The sequence below is a fragment of the Neisseria sicca genome (assembly GCF_003044565.1).
Lineage (GTDB): Bacteria > Pseudomonadota > Gammaproteobacteria > Burkholderiales > Neisseriaceae > Neisseria > Neisseria sicca_A.
The window spans coordinates 657,819-672,857 of the sequence record NZ_POXG01000001.1 but is presented as its reverse complement, the minus strand read 5'-3'; the positions used below and the strand labels follow the sequence as shown (position 1 = coordinate 672,857).

Below are 15,039 nucleotides of genomic sequence, written 5' to 3'. Positions count from 1 at the left end.
CATTTTATTTTAAACGTTCAGCTTAAGCGGCAAAGCGTTTGGCGACTTCGTCCCAGTTGACGATTTCCCAGAAACCTTTCAGGTAGTTGGGGCGGCTGTTGCGGTAGTCGATGTAGTAGGCGTGTTCCCATACGTCGCAGGTCAGCAGCGGAGTGTTTTCAGTGGTCAGCGGAGTTGCCGCGTTGGAAGTGGAAACCAGATCCAATTCGCCGGCAGGGGTTTTCACCAACCATGCCCAACCGGAACCGAAAGTACCTGCCGCGCAAGCATTGAACGCTTCTTGGAATTTCTCGAAGCTGCCCCATTTGGCGTCGATGGCGGCAGCCAGTTCGCCGGAAGGTTTGCCTTGACCTTTAGGCGTGAAACTCAGCCAGTAGAAGGTGTGGTTCCAAGTTTGGGCTGCGTTGTTGAACACGCCGCCTGAAGATTTTTTCACAATCTCTTCCAAAGACAGGTTTTCAAATTCAGTGCCTTTGATTTGATTGTTCAGATTGGTAATGTAGGTTTGATGGTGTTTGCCGTAGTGGAACTCCAAAGTCTCTTTGCTCAGATGCGGGGACAATGCGTCCAGTTCATAAGGCAGTTGTGGCAGCTTATGTTCCATTTTAGTGCTCCTAAATTATTTATATATGATTGTATTTTGGTAGTGTTCGTTGCCTGATGCGGGTGTTCGCCCGCATCAGGCAACGGTTGCCATTCTACCTGCTTTAGATTAAAGAAACTAGGGCAGAGCGATATTTCGACTTCTTCACAGTTCGAGAAAAATTGGGGGAAATCAAGTGTCGATACAGATATTTATCATGAATGAAGCAATGATTTCAGACGACCTTTTGCTATAATCCGTCCGTTTCCCCACGCCCCTTTTGATATGAACACCCCAAAAGCCTTTGCCATACTCGGCCCGACTGCCGGCGGGAAAACCGCCCTCGCCTTGAAAATCGCCGAAGCCCTGCCGGTTGAAATCATCAGCCTCGATTCCGCGCTGGTGTACCGCGATATGGACATCGGCACGGCAAAGCCAACGGCTGCCGAGCTTGATGCCGTGCCGCACCACCTTATCGACATCATCCTGCCGACGGAATCTTACAGCGCTGCGGAGTTTGTCGGCGACTGCGTGCGGCTGGCGGAGGAAATCCACGCGCGCGGCATGCTGCCTTTGATTGTCGGCGGCACGATGATGTATTTCCACGCGCTGACAGAGGGCTTGAACGACCTGCCCGAAGCCGATGCCGCCGTGCGCGCCCGGTTGCAGGAAGAAAAACAACGATACGGCTTGGCGCATCTGTATCAAAACCTGCAAACCATAGACCCTGAAACCGCAGGTCGTCTGAAACCGAACGACAGCCAACGTATCGAACGCGCTTTGGAAGTGTACCGACTGACCGGCAAGTCCTTGAGTGCGCATTTTGCCGAAGAAGCCGATTACACTCCGCCGCTCGACCTCTGTACCACCGCCCTGATTCCCGAAAACCGCGCCTTGCTGCACGAAAACATCGCCCGCCGTTTCACACAAATGCTGGAACAAGGCTTCATCGACGAAATGCGCGCCCTGCGCCAAAAATATCCCGAGCTGACCGCCGATATGCCCTCCATGCGCTGCGTCGGCTACCGGCAGGCATGGGATTACCTCGAAGGCTTGACCGATTACGATACCTTTGTCGAAAAAGGCATCGCCGCTACCCGCCAACTTGCCAAACGCCAACTCACTTGGCTGCGCAAAATCCCATTGGCGCACAGCATCGACCCCTATACCGACGGCGACCACGTTCAGACGACCTTGGCACTCGTCCGCCGCCATTTCCAAATCTAAAAGCCATGACGACCCTGTTGACCACGCCGCCCGTCGCCCCGCAAACCTTAGCCGCCCTACAAACCCTCGGCATCCGCAGCGTAGAAGAACTGCGCGACACGGGTTCCGTCCAAGCTTTTCTGCTGCTCAAGGCCGCCGGACTGACCGTTACCCGCAGCACGCTTTGGCAACTCGAAGCCTTGTTGCTCGGTATCAAACCGCAAGAGCTGCCGCAAACGCAGAAAACCGCTTTGGAACAAGCCGTCAAAAACCATCCGCCCGTTGCCGTTTTCCCCACGTCGTCTGAAATGGAAACCTTCATGCGCGCTGCCTTAGTGCAGGCAGAACAGTCCGTCCGTATCGGCGAAATCCCTGTCGGCGCGGTCGTCGTCTCCAACAATCAAATCATCGCCGCCGCACACAACACCTGCGTCAGCGACCACGACATCAGCCGCCACGCCGAAATCCGCGCCCTTGCCGCCGCGGGTGCCACCCTTCAAAACTACCGCCTCGACGAGTGCGACCTCTACATCACGCTAGAACCCTGCACCATGTGCGCCTCTGCCATCATCCAAGCCCGCGTCCGCCGCGTCATCTACGGCGCGGCAGAACCCAAAACCGGCGCGGCAGGCAGCGTAGTCAATCTGTTTGCCAACCCGCTGCTGAACAAACACACGGCAATCAAAGGCGGCATTTTGGAAGACGAATGCAAAGCCGTTTTACAGGCGTTTTTTCAGACGAGACGCAAACAGTATTAAGCGCAAAAAGGTCGTCTGAAAACTTAAATCCAAGATTTCAGACGACCTTTTGAGAGATTGCGAACTTTGTTTCATCCCGTTTTTCAGCAATTCTGATAAATATCCGCCGCGCCGTATTAAAATACGGTTTTCAGACGACCCCATCCATAAGGAACCAGCCATGCACACCGAAGCCGTTTTAACCGTATTGAAAAACCTGCAAAACCAAATCTGCGCCGCGCTTGAGCAAGAAGACGGCGGGGCGGTGTTTGCGCGTGAAGAATGGACGGGCAAATTGGGCGTAGGCGAAACCCGCGTGTTGAAAAACGGCGCGGTATTCGAGCAGGCGGGCGTGAATTTTTCGCATGTGAAGGGCAGCAAAATGCCTGCTTCGGCGACGGCGCACCGCCCTGAACTGGCGGGCGCGGCGTTTGAGGCGATGGGCGTGTCGCTTGTGATTCATCCGAAAAATCCGTATGTGCCGACCAGCCATGCGAACGTGCGCTTTTTTATCGCGTATCCGGAAGGCGGCGAGCCTGTGTGGTGGTTCGGCGGCGGCTTTGATTTGACGCCGTTTTATCCGTTTGAAGAAGATATTTTGCACTGGCACACGGTCGCGCGGGACGTGTGCGCGCCGTTTGGGGAAGCGGTTTATCCCGAGTTCAAAAAATGGTGCGACGAATATTTTTACCTGAAACACCGTGGCGAAACGCGCGGCGTGGGCGGTTTGTTTTTCGACGATTTGAACCGCTGGGATTTCGACACCTGCCTGAATTTCATCAAGGCGGTCGGCGAAGGCTATATCGAAGCGTATCTGCCGATTGTGGCGAAACGCAAAAACACGCCATATGGCGAACGCGAACGCGATTTCCAGCTTTACCGGCGCGGGCGTTATGTGGAATTTAATTTGGTTTGGGACAGGGGTACGCTGTTCGGCCTGCAAAGCGGCGGGCGCACTGAAAGCATTTTGATGTCCATGCCGCCTTTGGTGCGTTTCGAGTATCAATACGCGCCGGAAGAAGGTTCGCCCGAAGCGCGGCTGAACGAGTTTCTCACCGCCCGCGACTGGCTCTCGGAGATGCAATAATGGCGGATAAACGCAAGCCCGACGCCCATCCTTCGGACAAATTCATCCTTGCCATGATTGTCATGGCGGTGTTTCTGGTGATCATCATCGGCGGCGGATTTATCGCCGTAGAGTATTTCAAGGCGCATCCCGAAGTGTTTGAATTGAAGCCGCCTGCGAAATAGTTTAGGAAGAAAGACAAAAGGTCGTCTGAAACTTTTCAGACGACCTTTTCAGCTTTAAAACCCTTGTTTACAAAACAGCCAAAGCCGCGTCGTAATTAGGCTCGTTGGCAATTTCAGCAACCAATTCGCTGTGCAGGACTTTGTCGTTTTCGTCCAAAACCACAACGGCGCGCGCAGTCAGTCCGCGCAAAGGGCTGTCGGTCAGGGCGACGCCGTAATCAGCGGCAAAGCTGCTGCGGAACGTAGACAGGTTCACCACATTGTCCAAACCTTCCGCGCCGCAGAAGCGGGCTTGGGCAAACGGCAGGTCGGCGGAGATGCACAATACGACCGCGTTATCCAAAGAAGACGCGCGTTGGTTAAAGGTACGCACGGATTGGGCGCATACGCCGGTATCGACACTTGGGAAAATGTTCAAAACTTTGCGCTTGCCCGCAAAATCCGCCAAAGTTTTATCGGACAGGTCGGCAGCGGTCAGGCTGAATGCAGGCGCGGTTTGACCGACGGCTGGCAGGTCGCCGGAAGTATGGACAGGGTTGTCGTGGAAGGTAATTTGAGCCATAAGGGTTTCCTTTTTGGGGTTGACTGGGAAATAAATAGAGCGAAATGAATCGGTTATCGATATCGGGCGAGGGCTTGAAGACTGCACATGGCAAAATGAACCAACGCCGCGACAGCCGACAGTATAGCTGAAACCTTTGTCTATTGGATTTTGACGAAATGTGTTATATCCGTTTTAACTTCGTAGAAGAAACGCTTTCAGACGACCTTGTAACAAGGGACTTGAAACGAAAAGTGATGCAGGCATATATTCGCCATGGGCTTTGCTTTATAATAATGGCAGTCAAACTAACGACATAAGCATTTGGAATCAATAATGAAAAAGATTGTAATGGCACTTATCGCCACCATTTTGTCAGCGGGCGCGAATGCAGCGGATACTTATGGTTATCTCGCCATGTGGCAGAATCCGCATGACGGCAATGATGCGCTGCTGATTAAAACGACTAAAGAAAATATGTCGCAAATCGAGGCAAATGCGGAACTGGAGGCGTTTTGCCGCGGGCAGGACACGCTTTCCGGCGTGCAAAACGGTGAGGCGACAGGCTGTAAATCCGTTGTTCCGCTTCATAACACCTGTATCGCCGTCGCTTACCCGAAAGCAGAAGGCAAACTGACAACGAACAATGCCGTAGTGATTACTTCGCCGCGCTTTAAGAGCGTCCATCAGGTCGCGTTGAATCAGTGTATCAAGAAGTACGGTTCGCAAGGGCAATGCGGCTTGGAAACGGTGTACTGTACTTCGAGCGCGTATTACGGCGGTACGGTCAAAACGTTGTTGAACCGATTGAAAGCGCAATAAATGGTGTAAAAAGGTCGTCTGAAAACCGCATAATGGCTTTCAGACGACCTTTCAATTCATATTCTATGTAAACGGGCAAGGAAAACATGATGATTGATTATATAAAAATGTATGAAAACATGAGTGTTTCTAAGGAGGTAAGCAGTCTGAACTTTCCGCTTTATTTCCATTTCAAACTTTTATCCATTGCCAATGATTTTTTTGTCAGAGACGAAGCGGGGAACGAAATCGCTTATACGCGGCAGAAAATGTTTAAGCTCAAAGAGTCGATTCAGGTTTTCCCCAATCGCGATCAGAATACGCCTGTGTTTACGATTCAGGCGGACAGGGTTATTGATTTTGGTGCGACCTATGTCATTCAGAATGCTTCCGGTACGGTGTTGGGGAAAGTAGTACATGAAGGGGTTAAGTCGCTTTGGCGCACCAGCTATCAGGTGAAGGACGCGGAAGGTCAACTGCTCTTCCATATCCGCGAAAAAAATCCTTGGGTGGCTGTGTTGGATAAAATGGTAGGAGAGATTCCGTATCTGGGTTGGCTGACAGGTCTTGTCTTCAATCCGACTTATTTGATTACCCGACCCGATGATACGGTGGTGTACCGCTTGAAGAAATTGAGGGCGTTGTGGGAGGGCAAATTCAGTTTGCACAAAGAAACTCAAGCGGCTTCGAGCGACGATATCCTGATATTAAACGCCGTCATGTTGTTTTTATTGATGGAAAAAAATAAAGGGTAAGGCGCGCGGTCGGCATATCGCATCCATTCACATTCAAACATTTTCATTTCTAGGACGCGCTGATAAAATAGCTCGTCTGAAAAGTATAGAAGAATCAAAATAATGAGTATTGCCAATAATAAAAAAGCCTTTCACGACTTCTTTATCGAAGACCAACTCGAAGCCGGTTTGGTATTGGAAGGTTGGGAAGTCAAAGCCATCCGCGCCGGGCGGGTGCAGCTGAAAGAAAGCTATATCTACTGGAAAAAAGACGCTTTTTATCTGGTCGGCTGCCACATCACCGCGCTGCCGACTGCCTCGACACACGTCAAACCCGACCCCGTCCGTCCGCGCAAGCTTTTGCTCAAGCAATCCGAAATCAACAAGCTCATCGGTAAAACCGAGCGCGCGGGTTATACCATTGTGCCGTTGAACCTGCACTTCACGCGCGGCAAAATCAAAATGGAAATCGGCTTGGCGAAGGGTAAAAAACAACACGACAAACGCCAAAGCCTGAAAGAAGCCGACTGGAAACGCGAAAAACAACGTTTGATGAAAAATGTACGCTGAGGCTGATAGCAGCTTGAATTGACCGCCGGACGCCGATGCCGCCGCAAACGTGTGCCAACCGTTTACACATCAAGCCCTATGTTTGCAAAAACATACCCAAGATTGCTTTCTTCAGGCTTTTCAGACGACCCCTGCGACCCAATAATCAGGGTCGTCTGAAATTTTACGGAGTAACGCCATGTCTCGCTCTTCGCTTTTCCTGCCGCTGTTTTTGATTATCTTCGGTGCCGTTTGGTTTTTGAAAACGACGGACATCCTGCCCGCAACTTCGACCATCGTATCCGCCGGTATGGTGGTGGCGGGGATTGCAGTTTTGGTGATGGACGGTGTCAACAAGCAGTCTATCGTTTCCGGCCCGCTGCTGGTGTATATCGGCGCGGCGGTGTATCTGCACAATCAATATTGGCTCGGCTATTCGCCGCTGGTTGCTTTGGGAATGATGATACTGGGCTGCCTGCTGCTGCTTTCGCGCAGCGATATGGTGCCTTATAAGCAGCATAAACAGCAGGATAACTAAGCCCCTCTCCCTGCAAAGGTCGTCTGAAAATGGTATAATCCGCCGTTTTCAGACGACCTGTTTTGTTATCGGAATCCCGTTTTGAAACAGTCAGACCGTTCCCTATCACTCTGCAAAGTTCCCGCCATGACCCAAGACAAAATCCTCATCCTCGACTTTGGTTCGCAAGTTACCCAGCTTATCGCCCGCCGCGTGCGCGAAGCCCATGTCTACTGCGAGCTGCATTCCTTCGACATGCCTTTGGACGAAATCAAAGCCTTCAATCCGAAAGGCATCATCCTCTCCGGCGGCCCTAATTCCGTTTACGAATCCGACTATCAAGCCGATACCGGCATTTTCGATTTGGGCATTCCGGTTTTGGGCATCTGTTACGGAATGCAGTTTATGGCGCACCACTTGGGCGGCGAGGTGCAGCCCGGCAACCAGCGCGAATTCGGTTACGCGCAAGTCAAAACCATAGACAGCGAACTGACCCGCGATATTTACGACGACGCGCCGAATACGCTAGACGTATGGATGAGCCACGGCGACAAAGTGTCCAAACTGCCCAACGGCTTTGCCGTTATCGGCGATACCCCGTCATGCCCGATTGCCATGATGGAAAACGTCGAAAAACAATTCTACGGCATCCAATTCCACCCCGAAGTGACCCACACCAAACAAGGCCGCGCCCTGTTGAACCGCTTTGTCTTGGACATCTGCGGCGCGCAACCGAGCTGGACGATGCCGAACTACATCGAAGAAGCCGTTGCCAAAATCCGCGAACAGGTCGGCAGCGACGAAGTGATTTTGGGTCTGTCAGGCGGCGTGGACTCTTCCGTAGCAGCCGCGCTGATTCACCGCGCCATCGGCGACCAACTGACTTGCGTGTTCGTCGATCACGGCCTCTTGCGCTTGAACGAAGGCAAAATGGTGATGGATATGTTCGCCCGCAACTTGGGTGTGAAAGTGATTCACGTCGATGCCGAAGCGCAATTCATGGCGAAACTCGCCGGCGTTACCGATCCTGAGAAAAAACGCAAAATCATCGGCGCGGAATTTATTGAAGTATTTGATGCCGAAGAGAAAAAACTTACCAACGCCAAATGGCTGGCGCAAGGCACGATTTACCCCGACGTCATCGAGTCCGCAGGCGCGAAAACCAAAAAAGCCCACGCCATCAAATCGCACCACAACGTCGGCGGTTTGCCTGAAAACATGAAACTCAAGCTGCTTGAGCCGTTGCGTGACTTGTTTAAAGACGAAGTGCGCGAACTCGGCGTTGCCTTGGGATTGCCGCGCGAAATGGTGTACCGCCATCCGTTCCCCGGCCCCGGCTTGGGCGTGCGCATCTTGGGCGAAGTGAAAAAAGAATACGCCGATTTGCTGCGTCAGGCGGACGATATTTTCATCCAAGAATTGCGCAACACTACCGACGAAAACGGCACGTCTTGGTACGACCTGACTAGCCAAGCCTTCGCCGTGTTCCTGCCCGTAAAATCCGTCGGCGTAATGGGCGACGGGCGCACTTATGACTACGTCGTCGCACTGCGCGCAGTCATCACCAGCGACTTCATGACCGCACATTGGGCAGAACTGCCGTACTCGCTGCTCGGCCGCGTGTCCAACCGCATCATCAACGAAGTCAAAGGCATCAACCGCGTGGTTTACGATGTAAGCGGCAAACCGCCTGCTACGATTGAGTGGGAATAAAAGTAAAGATATAAACGCATAAAAAGGTCGTCTGAAATGGTTTCAGACGACCTTTTGGTTTTTATAAAAGAATAATGGAACAAGGAGGTGGCTGAAGTGCGTTAGACAATATAGTGGATTAACTTTAAACCAGTACGGCGTTGCCTCGCCTTAGCTCAAAGAGAACGATTCTCTAAGGTGCTGAAGCACCAAGTGAATCGGTTCCGTACTATCTGTACTGTCTGCGGCTTCGTCGCCTTGTCCTGATTTTTGTTAATCCACTATATGTTGAGACAATATAAGGAGAAAACGCGATGTCGTCCTAACGAATTTCATTTGCCAAAAAATAAAGCGGTCGTTCATGTAGCAAATACAGAACGACCGCTTGAGTTCAGCACCATTTTAGATTGTCTTCGACAGTAAACGACCAAGGGTCTGCTGTCTTAATGATTCATGGCATGAATATATGGAAGACAAATCATGCGATACCGTTATCCAATGGTTTATTTTTTCTCTTTCGGCATTTGAGATACCAAGGACAGGTTCACATCCAAGCCTTCGATTTGGAAGTGAGGACGGGCAAACAGACGGACTTTAAAGAAGCCAGGGTTGTCTTCGATGTCTTCAACCAAGACTTTGGCTTCACGCAAAGGATGAGTTGCCTGCAACTCGTCGCTTGGGTCTGTCATTTCAGTAACCAATGTATTTATCCAAGTGTTCAATTCCAGTTCGAGCATACGGCGGTCTTTGGTTGTACCGATGTTTTCGCGTTGGATCAGCTTGAGATAGTGAGCCAGACGGGAAAGCAGGAAAACGTAAGGCAAACGGGCATTGATGCGGCTGTTTGCCGTCGCTTCTTTGGTTTCGTAGAGCGCAGGTTTTTGCGCTGAGTTGGCCGAGAAGAAGCAGGCGTAATCGCGGTTTTTATAGAAAGACAGCGGTACGAAACCTAAGTTGGCAAATTCAAATTCACGGGTTTCAGGAATCAGGACTTCGGTAGGAATTTTCACTTGGTTGCCAGTACCCAAATCATACATATGGATAGGCAAATCTTCGATCAAACCACCGGCTTGAGGTCCGCGGATTTGGACGCACCAGCCATTGTTAATAAAGCTGCGAACCATGTTGGCAGCGAAGGCAAAGGATGCGTTTGCCCATAAGTAACGATCGTGTTCAGTGCCCTTAACTTGTTCTTCGTAATTGAAGCTGCGTACAGGAACTGTATCACTACCGTAAGGCAGGCGGGCGAGGAAGCGGGGTAGGGTCAAACCGATATAGCGTGCATCATCGGTCTCACGGAAACTTTTCCATTTGATGTATTCGGCACGATCCATATAGTTCGCCAAATCCTGAATGCCGGCGACTTCTTCCATGCTTTCTTTACCGAAGAAAGATGGGCCGACAGAGCCGATGAACGGCATGTGCGCAGAGGCGGAGACGCGTGAAATATTGCGCAGCAAAGCCATGTCTTGCGGGCTGCGGTCAAATTCGTAGTTGGAAATGACTGCACCGATAGGTTCGCCGCCCGGGGTGTCGTATTCGTTGCTATAGGTGTGGCGATACAGTCCGCTTTGGACGATTTCAGGCGCATCTTCAAAGTCTTGAATCAAGTCTTCTTTGGAGACGTCGAGGATTTCGATTTTAACGTTGTGACGGAAGTCTGTACGGTCAACCAAGAATTTCAGACCGCGCCATGCAGATTCGATTTTTTGGAATTCTTCGTTATGGAGGATTTCATCTAATTGGCGGCTGAGCTGTTCGTCAATGCGTGCGATGTGGTAGTCCAGCAGGCTTTTGTCGAGGCGTTCTACTTTTTGAGATGAGTCCTGAATCATCTTTAAAAATACGCTGACCGCTGCTGCGATGCGTTCATCCGCAGAGGCTTCGGACATTTTTTCGGCGCTTTGGAACTGTTCGATGTCGATGACGGAGTCGACGGCGTTTAAATTGATTTTTTGGCACAGCGCTTCATAAACACTGGCTGTGTTTTCTTGTTCTATAACGGTTGTTTGGGCTTCTTGGCGTTTTTGCATATTTTAAATCCTTACGGGTGTTTTCAGACGACCTTGTGTTTTATTTGTTAACAGGTGCAATTTTTTCGAGGCGGTCGCGCAGTTCGGCAGACAGATTTTCGTCACGCAAGATGGTTTCCAGTTCGCGACGGAATGCCGAATCGTCCAATAGGTTGGATTTTAAATCACGGAGCAGGTTGCGCATAGCCAATAAAGCACGCAGCTCGGGAACATTTTGTGCAATTTGTTCCGGGTGGAAATCCCGCATAGATTTGAAATTCAAATTGATGTTCATCTCGCCAGCGGCTGGGGAGAGGGTGTTTTTCACAGTCAGGTTGGCTTTGGGGTTGAAGTCAGATAATACGGAGTCAAAGTTGTTTTTGTTGATATTGACTTTTTCTTTTTCGGCAAGGTCGCGTTTGTCTTGGCCATTGCTGTAATCACCGGTGACTAAAAGCTTGAGCGGAAGCTCGACTTTTTTCTGTGCGCCTCCGGTATGGAGGTCTAGTTTGATATTGATACGTGAAGGTGGAACTTCGTTTTGGAAACTTTTGCTCACGGCTAATCCTATTCTCTGTTATGTGTTGAAGGGGGAATCTTTTGTTCAAAATGAAATATAAATACTAAATTTGGATATATTTCTATCTAAATAGTATAAATGTTAGGTATACTGTTGTCTATTGCATTCAAAATTTATCTGACAAAAGGTATTTAAAAGGTATAAACAGTGAAATTTCATAAACCATTATGGGAAGAGGGTGTCTTACTCTCTCCTCAGCACTTCCAACAGCAGAACGTTTTTAATAGTTACATTTATGCAACAGTAATAAAATTGATGGGCGAATTCAAGTGGGGATGTTTTCGTTGCGAGTTCGATCAGCAGACGCTTGAGTTAGGAAAAATTAAATTGAATGAACTTCAGGCATGTCTGCCGGACGGAACCTTGATCGATTTGCAGTCGGGCAGTGGCTCTGTTGAAGTTCGTGACATTAATAGCCTGCCTATGAGAGCAAGAAATACAGTGTTGCTGGCTCTTCCGGTTTATCAAGCGCATGTACCGAATTTGGTCGATGAAAACGGTGCTGGAAATACCCCTAAACGGTTTGTGAAAAAGTTTGAGCAAGTTGAGGATTTATTTTCCGCTGAGGAGGCAGAACTTGCCGTTGAGCAATTAAATTTACAAATTCGTTTTGATTTCGAGGATAATGACGATTACATTACATGCCCCATCGGCGTAGTGGAGAAAAACGAGAATGGGGCATTGATTTGGTCTAAAGACTACATCCCTCCATTATTGTCGATTACAGGATCGGAAGTTTTACTTTCATGTCTGAATAGAATCACTTTGCTGGTGTTGTCCCGTATAGATAACTTATCTGCCCGCCGTCGGGCTCGTAGTGAAAATACGGTCGATTTTTCTGTGTCTGATTCGACATTGTTTTGGTTCTTGCACGGATTAAATACGATTTATCCTGAATTGAAACATTTGAATGATTATCCGCAGCAACATCCAGAGGAGCTTTATAAGCTCTTGGTTCGTTTACTTGGTATGTTGTACACATTCAGGGTGAGTGAATCAGTTAATGAGATGGAGCCATACGATCACTTTGATTTGTTTGGAACCTTCAACCGTTTGGAGTTGAAAATCCGCAGTTTGTTAGATGAAGTAATTCCATCACCTGTCATCGAATTGTCGTTAGAACATACAAAATCTACACACTGGCGTGCTCAGATATTTGACAGCAGGATTGATGATAATGCGGAGTTTTATATCTCGGCTCATTCTGATTCCGTTGTTTTTGCTGAATTGCAGAAGCAATTGCCATTGGTCAGCAAAATCGGTGCGCCTGAAGACGTGGAACGCGTTATCAATACGGCAGTAATGGGAGTGCCTTTGCAGTTGTTGAATCAAACTCCTCCTGGTTTGCCGTTCCGAATGGATAATGTTTACTTTAGATTAGACAAACGGCATGTGGCATTTTCAAGAATGATGCAATCGCAGGTATGTAGTATTTATGTTCCAACATCTATACCTAATTTACATTTAAGCTTATTTGCAGTAGTGAGTATTTAGTATGAACCATAATCCATTGATTCGAAGTGAATTAAGAGATACTGCTTTGACTGTATCCGCATTATCGGCAGGTTTTAGTCCCGAGCATGCCTCAACATGGTATGAGTATTGCAAAACTTTGGTAGAAAACTTAAGAAAGAATTTAGCAAGCTCTGGGCGTAGTGCAGAGGAGATTGAAGAGATTTCTTATGCGCAGTGTGCGCTTTTGGATGAGGTTGCACTGCAGAATCTGCAAGGAAGTGATAGGGAAGTATGGGAAATGAATCCCATGCAAGTACATTTCTTCCAATCATATAATGCAGGCGATGTGTTGTGCGACAAAATTGAAAAGCTATGCAAAACAGGAAGTGCTAATTCTTTGATCGCTGAGGCATATTTGAGTGTAATCAATTTAGGCTTCAAGGGGCGTTATATTTTAGATGAAGTGGCTCTCCAAAATTCACAAAATAGCTTGAAAAAAATGGTTTCTGGATTGTCTAGCAATGCGGTAACTCAAGATGGACAAATATTCTATCTTGATCGTAAAAGCATGCCTCTTAAGAGTTTGCTGACGATTAGTCCGATATGGGTATTTATCTGTTGTTCTGTTATTGCAGTAGTAGCTTATTTTGCATTTGGATACTATCTGGATACTTTGGCTGAACAAACTCAAGCATTATAAATTTAGAGTAATTTCATAATGACTTATCAAAAGCTCTCGTCTTTCATTATTTTTATAGTAGTTGAGCTTATACTGTTTTATGTATTGGCAATATATTGGCAAGCTAGTTGGATGCTGAAAGGCGGTATTCTAGCTTTGTCAATTGTTGCTATCTTGTGTGTTTGGTTAATCAGACAGCGTAAGAACAAGGAAAACATCAGTATCGGTTCAGAAGTTTGGCAGCAAATTGCGACAGAATTAAATAATACGGGATTTACCGAGCGCTACGTTTTGCGTATGCCTGATTCCGCAGTGAAGATGTCAAATTTAGTCGAGAGATATGATGACACAGTATATATAAATATTTTTAATCCAGAACATTTATACACTGTAGTTTGGAATCTGCTTCAGAATATAGCCCGTAAACAAATCTCACTCAGCATAGAGCTGGTGTTGTCTCCCGCTATAAATTCCGATGTGTCTATGGTTATGCGGGGGTGGTTGCGCAATATATTGTTTTTGCAGAAAAAGATGGGTATATCTATACCTGTGAGTTTCGTTATTCGCGCCCCCTTTCTTTTTAAAGAGTCTTCAGATAAAAGAGAGCTATTTTTTGCCTTAAAAACTCAAGGCAGATGGAATGTATTAAATATTAAGCAGTTTTTTACTGATTTTAAAGAAAGTCTGTCTATTGAGTTTTTACAGCAAAATAAACAATCAAACGGCTGTCAATATATCTGGCTGATCGAAGCACTCAATTGCGTTGAAGCGCAATTGTTGAATCGCACAGACGGGGGGTGGGAATATGTTGACGTACGCATTTTAAGTGTAGTTGATGATGGAGACTGCCAAGCCAAATCAGTATGGGCAACTTACATATCTAAGAATACACAAGGGTTAATCCATTCTTTCAATAATTATCAAGGTAATCAATTTCAATATATTCATACCGAATTGTCAGATAAATATACCGTTTATCATAAAAATCATGCTATTGATATACTTTTTAAAGTATTATCCGTTTGTGCATTAGGTTTTTTATCTGCTTCGTTTTTCTCTATGAAAAACAATAGCCGTTTAATAGAACAAATCAGCCAGCATATAGAAAATGTTAGGTCTGAGGCAAATTCAAATGAGCGGCAACAACATTTGGTATTGTTAAAGCAGGATTTGCAATTGCTTGAGAAATACCGTGATGAGGGTGTGCCGGCACATTTAGGATTAGGGTTATATCGTGCGGATTTATATATTCCAAAGTTAAAAGCCTTAATGCCAAAAGATCCTCCACCTCCAAAACCGATAAAACCGGAACCTGTGAAACCAGTAGTTATTACTTTAGACAGTTTGGCTTTGTTTGAAACAGGTCAGTTTGAACTAAAAAATAATGCCAATAAAGCATTGATTGGTGCATTAAAAGCAATTGAGTCACATCCTGATACACGCATTTTAGTTGAAGGACATACTGATAATGTTGGAAATCCTGTTTCCAATCAACAGTTATCGGAAAAACGTGCTCAATCGGTCAAAGATTGGTTGGTTATCTCTTCTAATGTTCCGGAAAGTCGGTTTGAGGTTAAAGGATTGGGTGATACCAAACCTATTGCAGATAATCAGACGGAAGAAGGTAAGGCTAAAAACCGTAGGGTTGAGATCATACTGATTCCAGCTGTAAAACAGTAATTCTAATGCAGCACAAGTTGCT

Annotated in this window: 17 protein-coding genes; 12 read left to right on the top strand and 5 right to left on the bottom strand. The window is 47.6% G+C overall.

Translation table 11 applies throughout. The features are described from left to right. Positions 1-22 precede the first annotated feature (22 nt). On the bottom strand, positions 23-604 hold the full coding sequence (locus DBZ16_RS03645; protein WP_107812950.1) for a superoxide dismutase: 582 nt from the start codon (positions 602-604) through the stop codon (positions 23-25). 264 nt (positions 605-868) lie between these two features. Between DBZ16_RS03645 and miaA the strand changes: the two genes are divergently transcribed. Both miaA and tadA read left to right on the top strand, forming a co-directional pair. Beyond that, the gene (miaA, locus tag DBZ16_RS03635) at positions 869-1,810 is read left to right on the top strand and encodes a tRNA (adenosine(37)-N6)-dimethylallyltransferase MiaA (protein WP_107812949.1); all 942 of its coding nucleotides are present in this window, start codon (positions 869-871) and stop codon (positions 1,808-1,810) included. A gap of 14 nt (positions 1,811-1,824) precedes the next feature. Next, positions 1,825-2,547 carry a tRNA adenosine(34) deaminase TadA gene (gene tadA / locus DBZ16_RS03630; protein ID WP_205836774.1) on the top strand — a complete coding sequence of 241 codons (723 nt, stop codon included), beginning with the start codon at positions 1,825-1,827 and terminating at the stop codon, positions 2,545-2,547. Here the strand turns inward: tadA and DBZ16_RS14765 are convergent. Further along, complete coding sequence (locus DBZ16_RS14765) at positions 2,509-2,709, bottom strand: hypothetical protein (protein WP_159070295.1); 201 nt, start codon at positions 2,707-2,709, stop codon at positions 2,509-2,511. The genes tadA and DBZ16_RS14765 overlap by 39 nt on opposite strands. Between DBZ16_RS14765 and hemF the strand changes: the two genes are divergently transcribed. Continuing rightward, entirely contained in the window at positions 2,708-3,613 is a 906-nt protein-coding gene (hemF, locus tag DBZ16_RS03625) for an oxygen-dependent coproporphyrinogen oxidase (protein ID WP_107812947.1), read from the top strand. The genes DBZ16_RS14765 and hemF overlap by 2 nt on opposite strands. Then, positions 3,613-3,777 carry a hypothetical protein gene (locus DBZ16_RS15355; protein WP_003760121.1) on the top strand — a complete coding sequence of 55 codons (165 nt, stop codon included), beginning with the start codon at positions 3,613-3,615 and terminating at the stop codon, positions 3,775-3,777. Before hemF ends, DBZ16_RS15355 begins: the two co-directional genes overlap by 1 nt. 67 nt (positions 3,778-3,844) lie before the next feature. On the opposite strand, the gene tpx is transcribed toward DBZ16_RS15355, so the two are convergent. Next, complete coding sequence (gene tpx, locus DBZ16_RS03620; RefSeq protein WP_107812946.1) at positions 3,845-4,339, bottom strand: thiol peroxidase; 495 nt, start codon at positions 4,337-4,339, stop codon at positions 3,845-3,847. Positions 4,340-4,654: 315 nt separating this feature from the next. Here tpx and DBZ16_RS03615 point away from each other — a divergent pair, with 315 nt between their 5' ends. The 5 genes from DBZ16_RS03615 (at position 4,655) to guaA (ending at position 8,632) form a co-directional block, all read left to right on the top strand. Further along, positions 4,655-5,140 carry a DUF4189 domain-containing protein gene (locus DBZ16_RS03615; RefSeq protein ID WP_107812945.1) on the top strand — a complete coding sequence of 162 codons (486 nt, stop codon included), beginning with the start codon at positions 4,655-4,657 and terminating at the stop codon, positions 5,138-5,140. 89 nt (positions 5,141-5,229) lie between these two features. Next, positions 5,230-5,874: a hypothetical protein gene (locus tag DBZ16_RS03610; protein WP_107812944.1), complete on the top strand. Its 645-nt coding sequence runs from the start codon at positions 5,230-5,232 to the stop codon at positions 5,872-5,874. A gap of 99 nt (positions 5,875-5,973) precedes the next feature. Continuing rightward, positions 5,974-6,423, top strand: coding sequence for an SsrA-binding protein SmpB (gene smpB / locus DBZ16_RS03605; RefSeq protein ID WP_269208434.1), 450 nt, complete (start codon positions 5,974-5,976; stop codon positions 6,421-6,423). A 178-nt stretch (positions 6,424-6,601) separates the two neighbouring features. Then, positions 6,602-6,940 carry a LiaF transmembrane domain-containing protein gene (locus tag DBZ16_RS03600; protein ID WP_070656742.1) on the top strand — a complete coding sequence of 113 codons (339 nt, stop codon included), beginning with the start codon at positions 6,602-6,604 and terminating at the stop codon, positions 6,938-6,940. Positions 6,941-7,066: 126 nt separating this feature from the next. Next, a complete protein-coding gene (gene guaA, locus DBZ16_RS03595; RefSeq protein WP_107812943.1) occupies positions 7,067-8,632 on the top strand; it encodes a glutamine-hydrolyzing GMP synthase in 1,566 nt (521 codons plus the stop codon). 482 nt (positions 8,633-9,114) lie between these two features. Here the strand turns inward: guaA and tssC are convergent, their stop codons facing one another. Continuing rightward, a complete protein-coding gene (gene tssC / locus DBZ16_RS03590) occupies positions 9,115-10,644 on the bottom strand; it encodes a type VI secretion system contractile sheath large subunit (protein WP_003760102.1) in 1,530 nt (509 codons plus the stop codon). A gap of 40 nt (positions 10,645-10,684) precedes the next feature. Further along, complete coding sequence (tssB, locus tag DBZ16_RS03585; protein ID WP_107812942.1) at positions 10,685-11,182, bottom strand: type VI secretion system contractile sheath small subunit; 498 nt, start codon at positions 11,180-11,182, stop codon at positions 10,685-10,687. 168 nt (positions 11,183-11,350) lie between these two features. On the opposite strand from tssB, the gene tssK reads away from it, so the two are divergent. The 3 genes from tssK to DBZ16_RS03570 are packed head-to-tail and all read left to right on the top strand — an operon-like array spanning position 11,351 to position 15,017. Beyond that, complete coding sequence (gene tssK, locus DBZ16_RS03580) at positions 11,351-12,697, top strand: type VI secretion system baseplate subunit TssK (protein WP_107812941.1); 1,347 nt, start codon at positions 11,351-11,353, stop codon at positions 12,695-12,697. Between the two features lies 1 nt (position 12,698). Continuing rightward, positions 12,699-13,358: a DotU family type IV/VI secretion system protein gene (locus DBZ16_RS03575; protein ID WP_107812940.1), complete on the top strand. Its 660-nt coding sequence runs from the start codon at positions 12,699-12,701 to the stop codon at positions 13,356-13,358. 18 nt (positions 13,359-13,376) lie between these two features. Beyond that, the gene (locus tag DBZ16_RS03570) at positions 13,377-15,017 is read left to right on the top strand and encodes an OmpA family protein (RefSeq protein ID WP_107812939.1); all 1,641 of its coding nucleotides are present in this window, start codon (positions 13,377-13,379) and stop codon (positions 15,015-15,017) included. Positions 15,018-15,039: the final 22 nt, after the last annotated feature.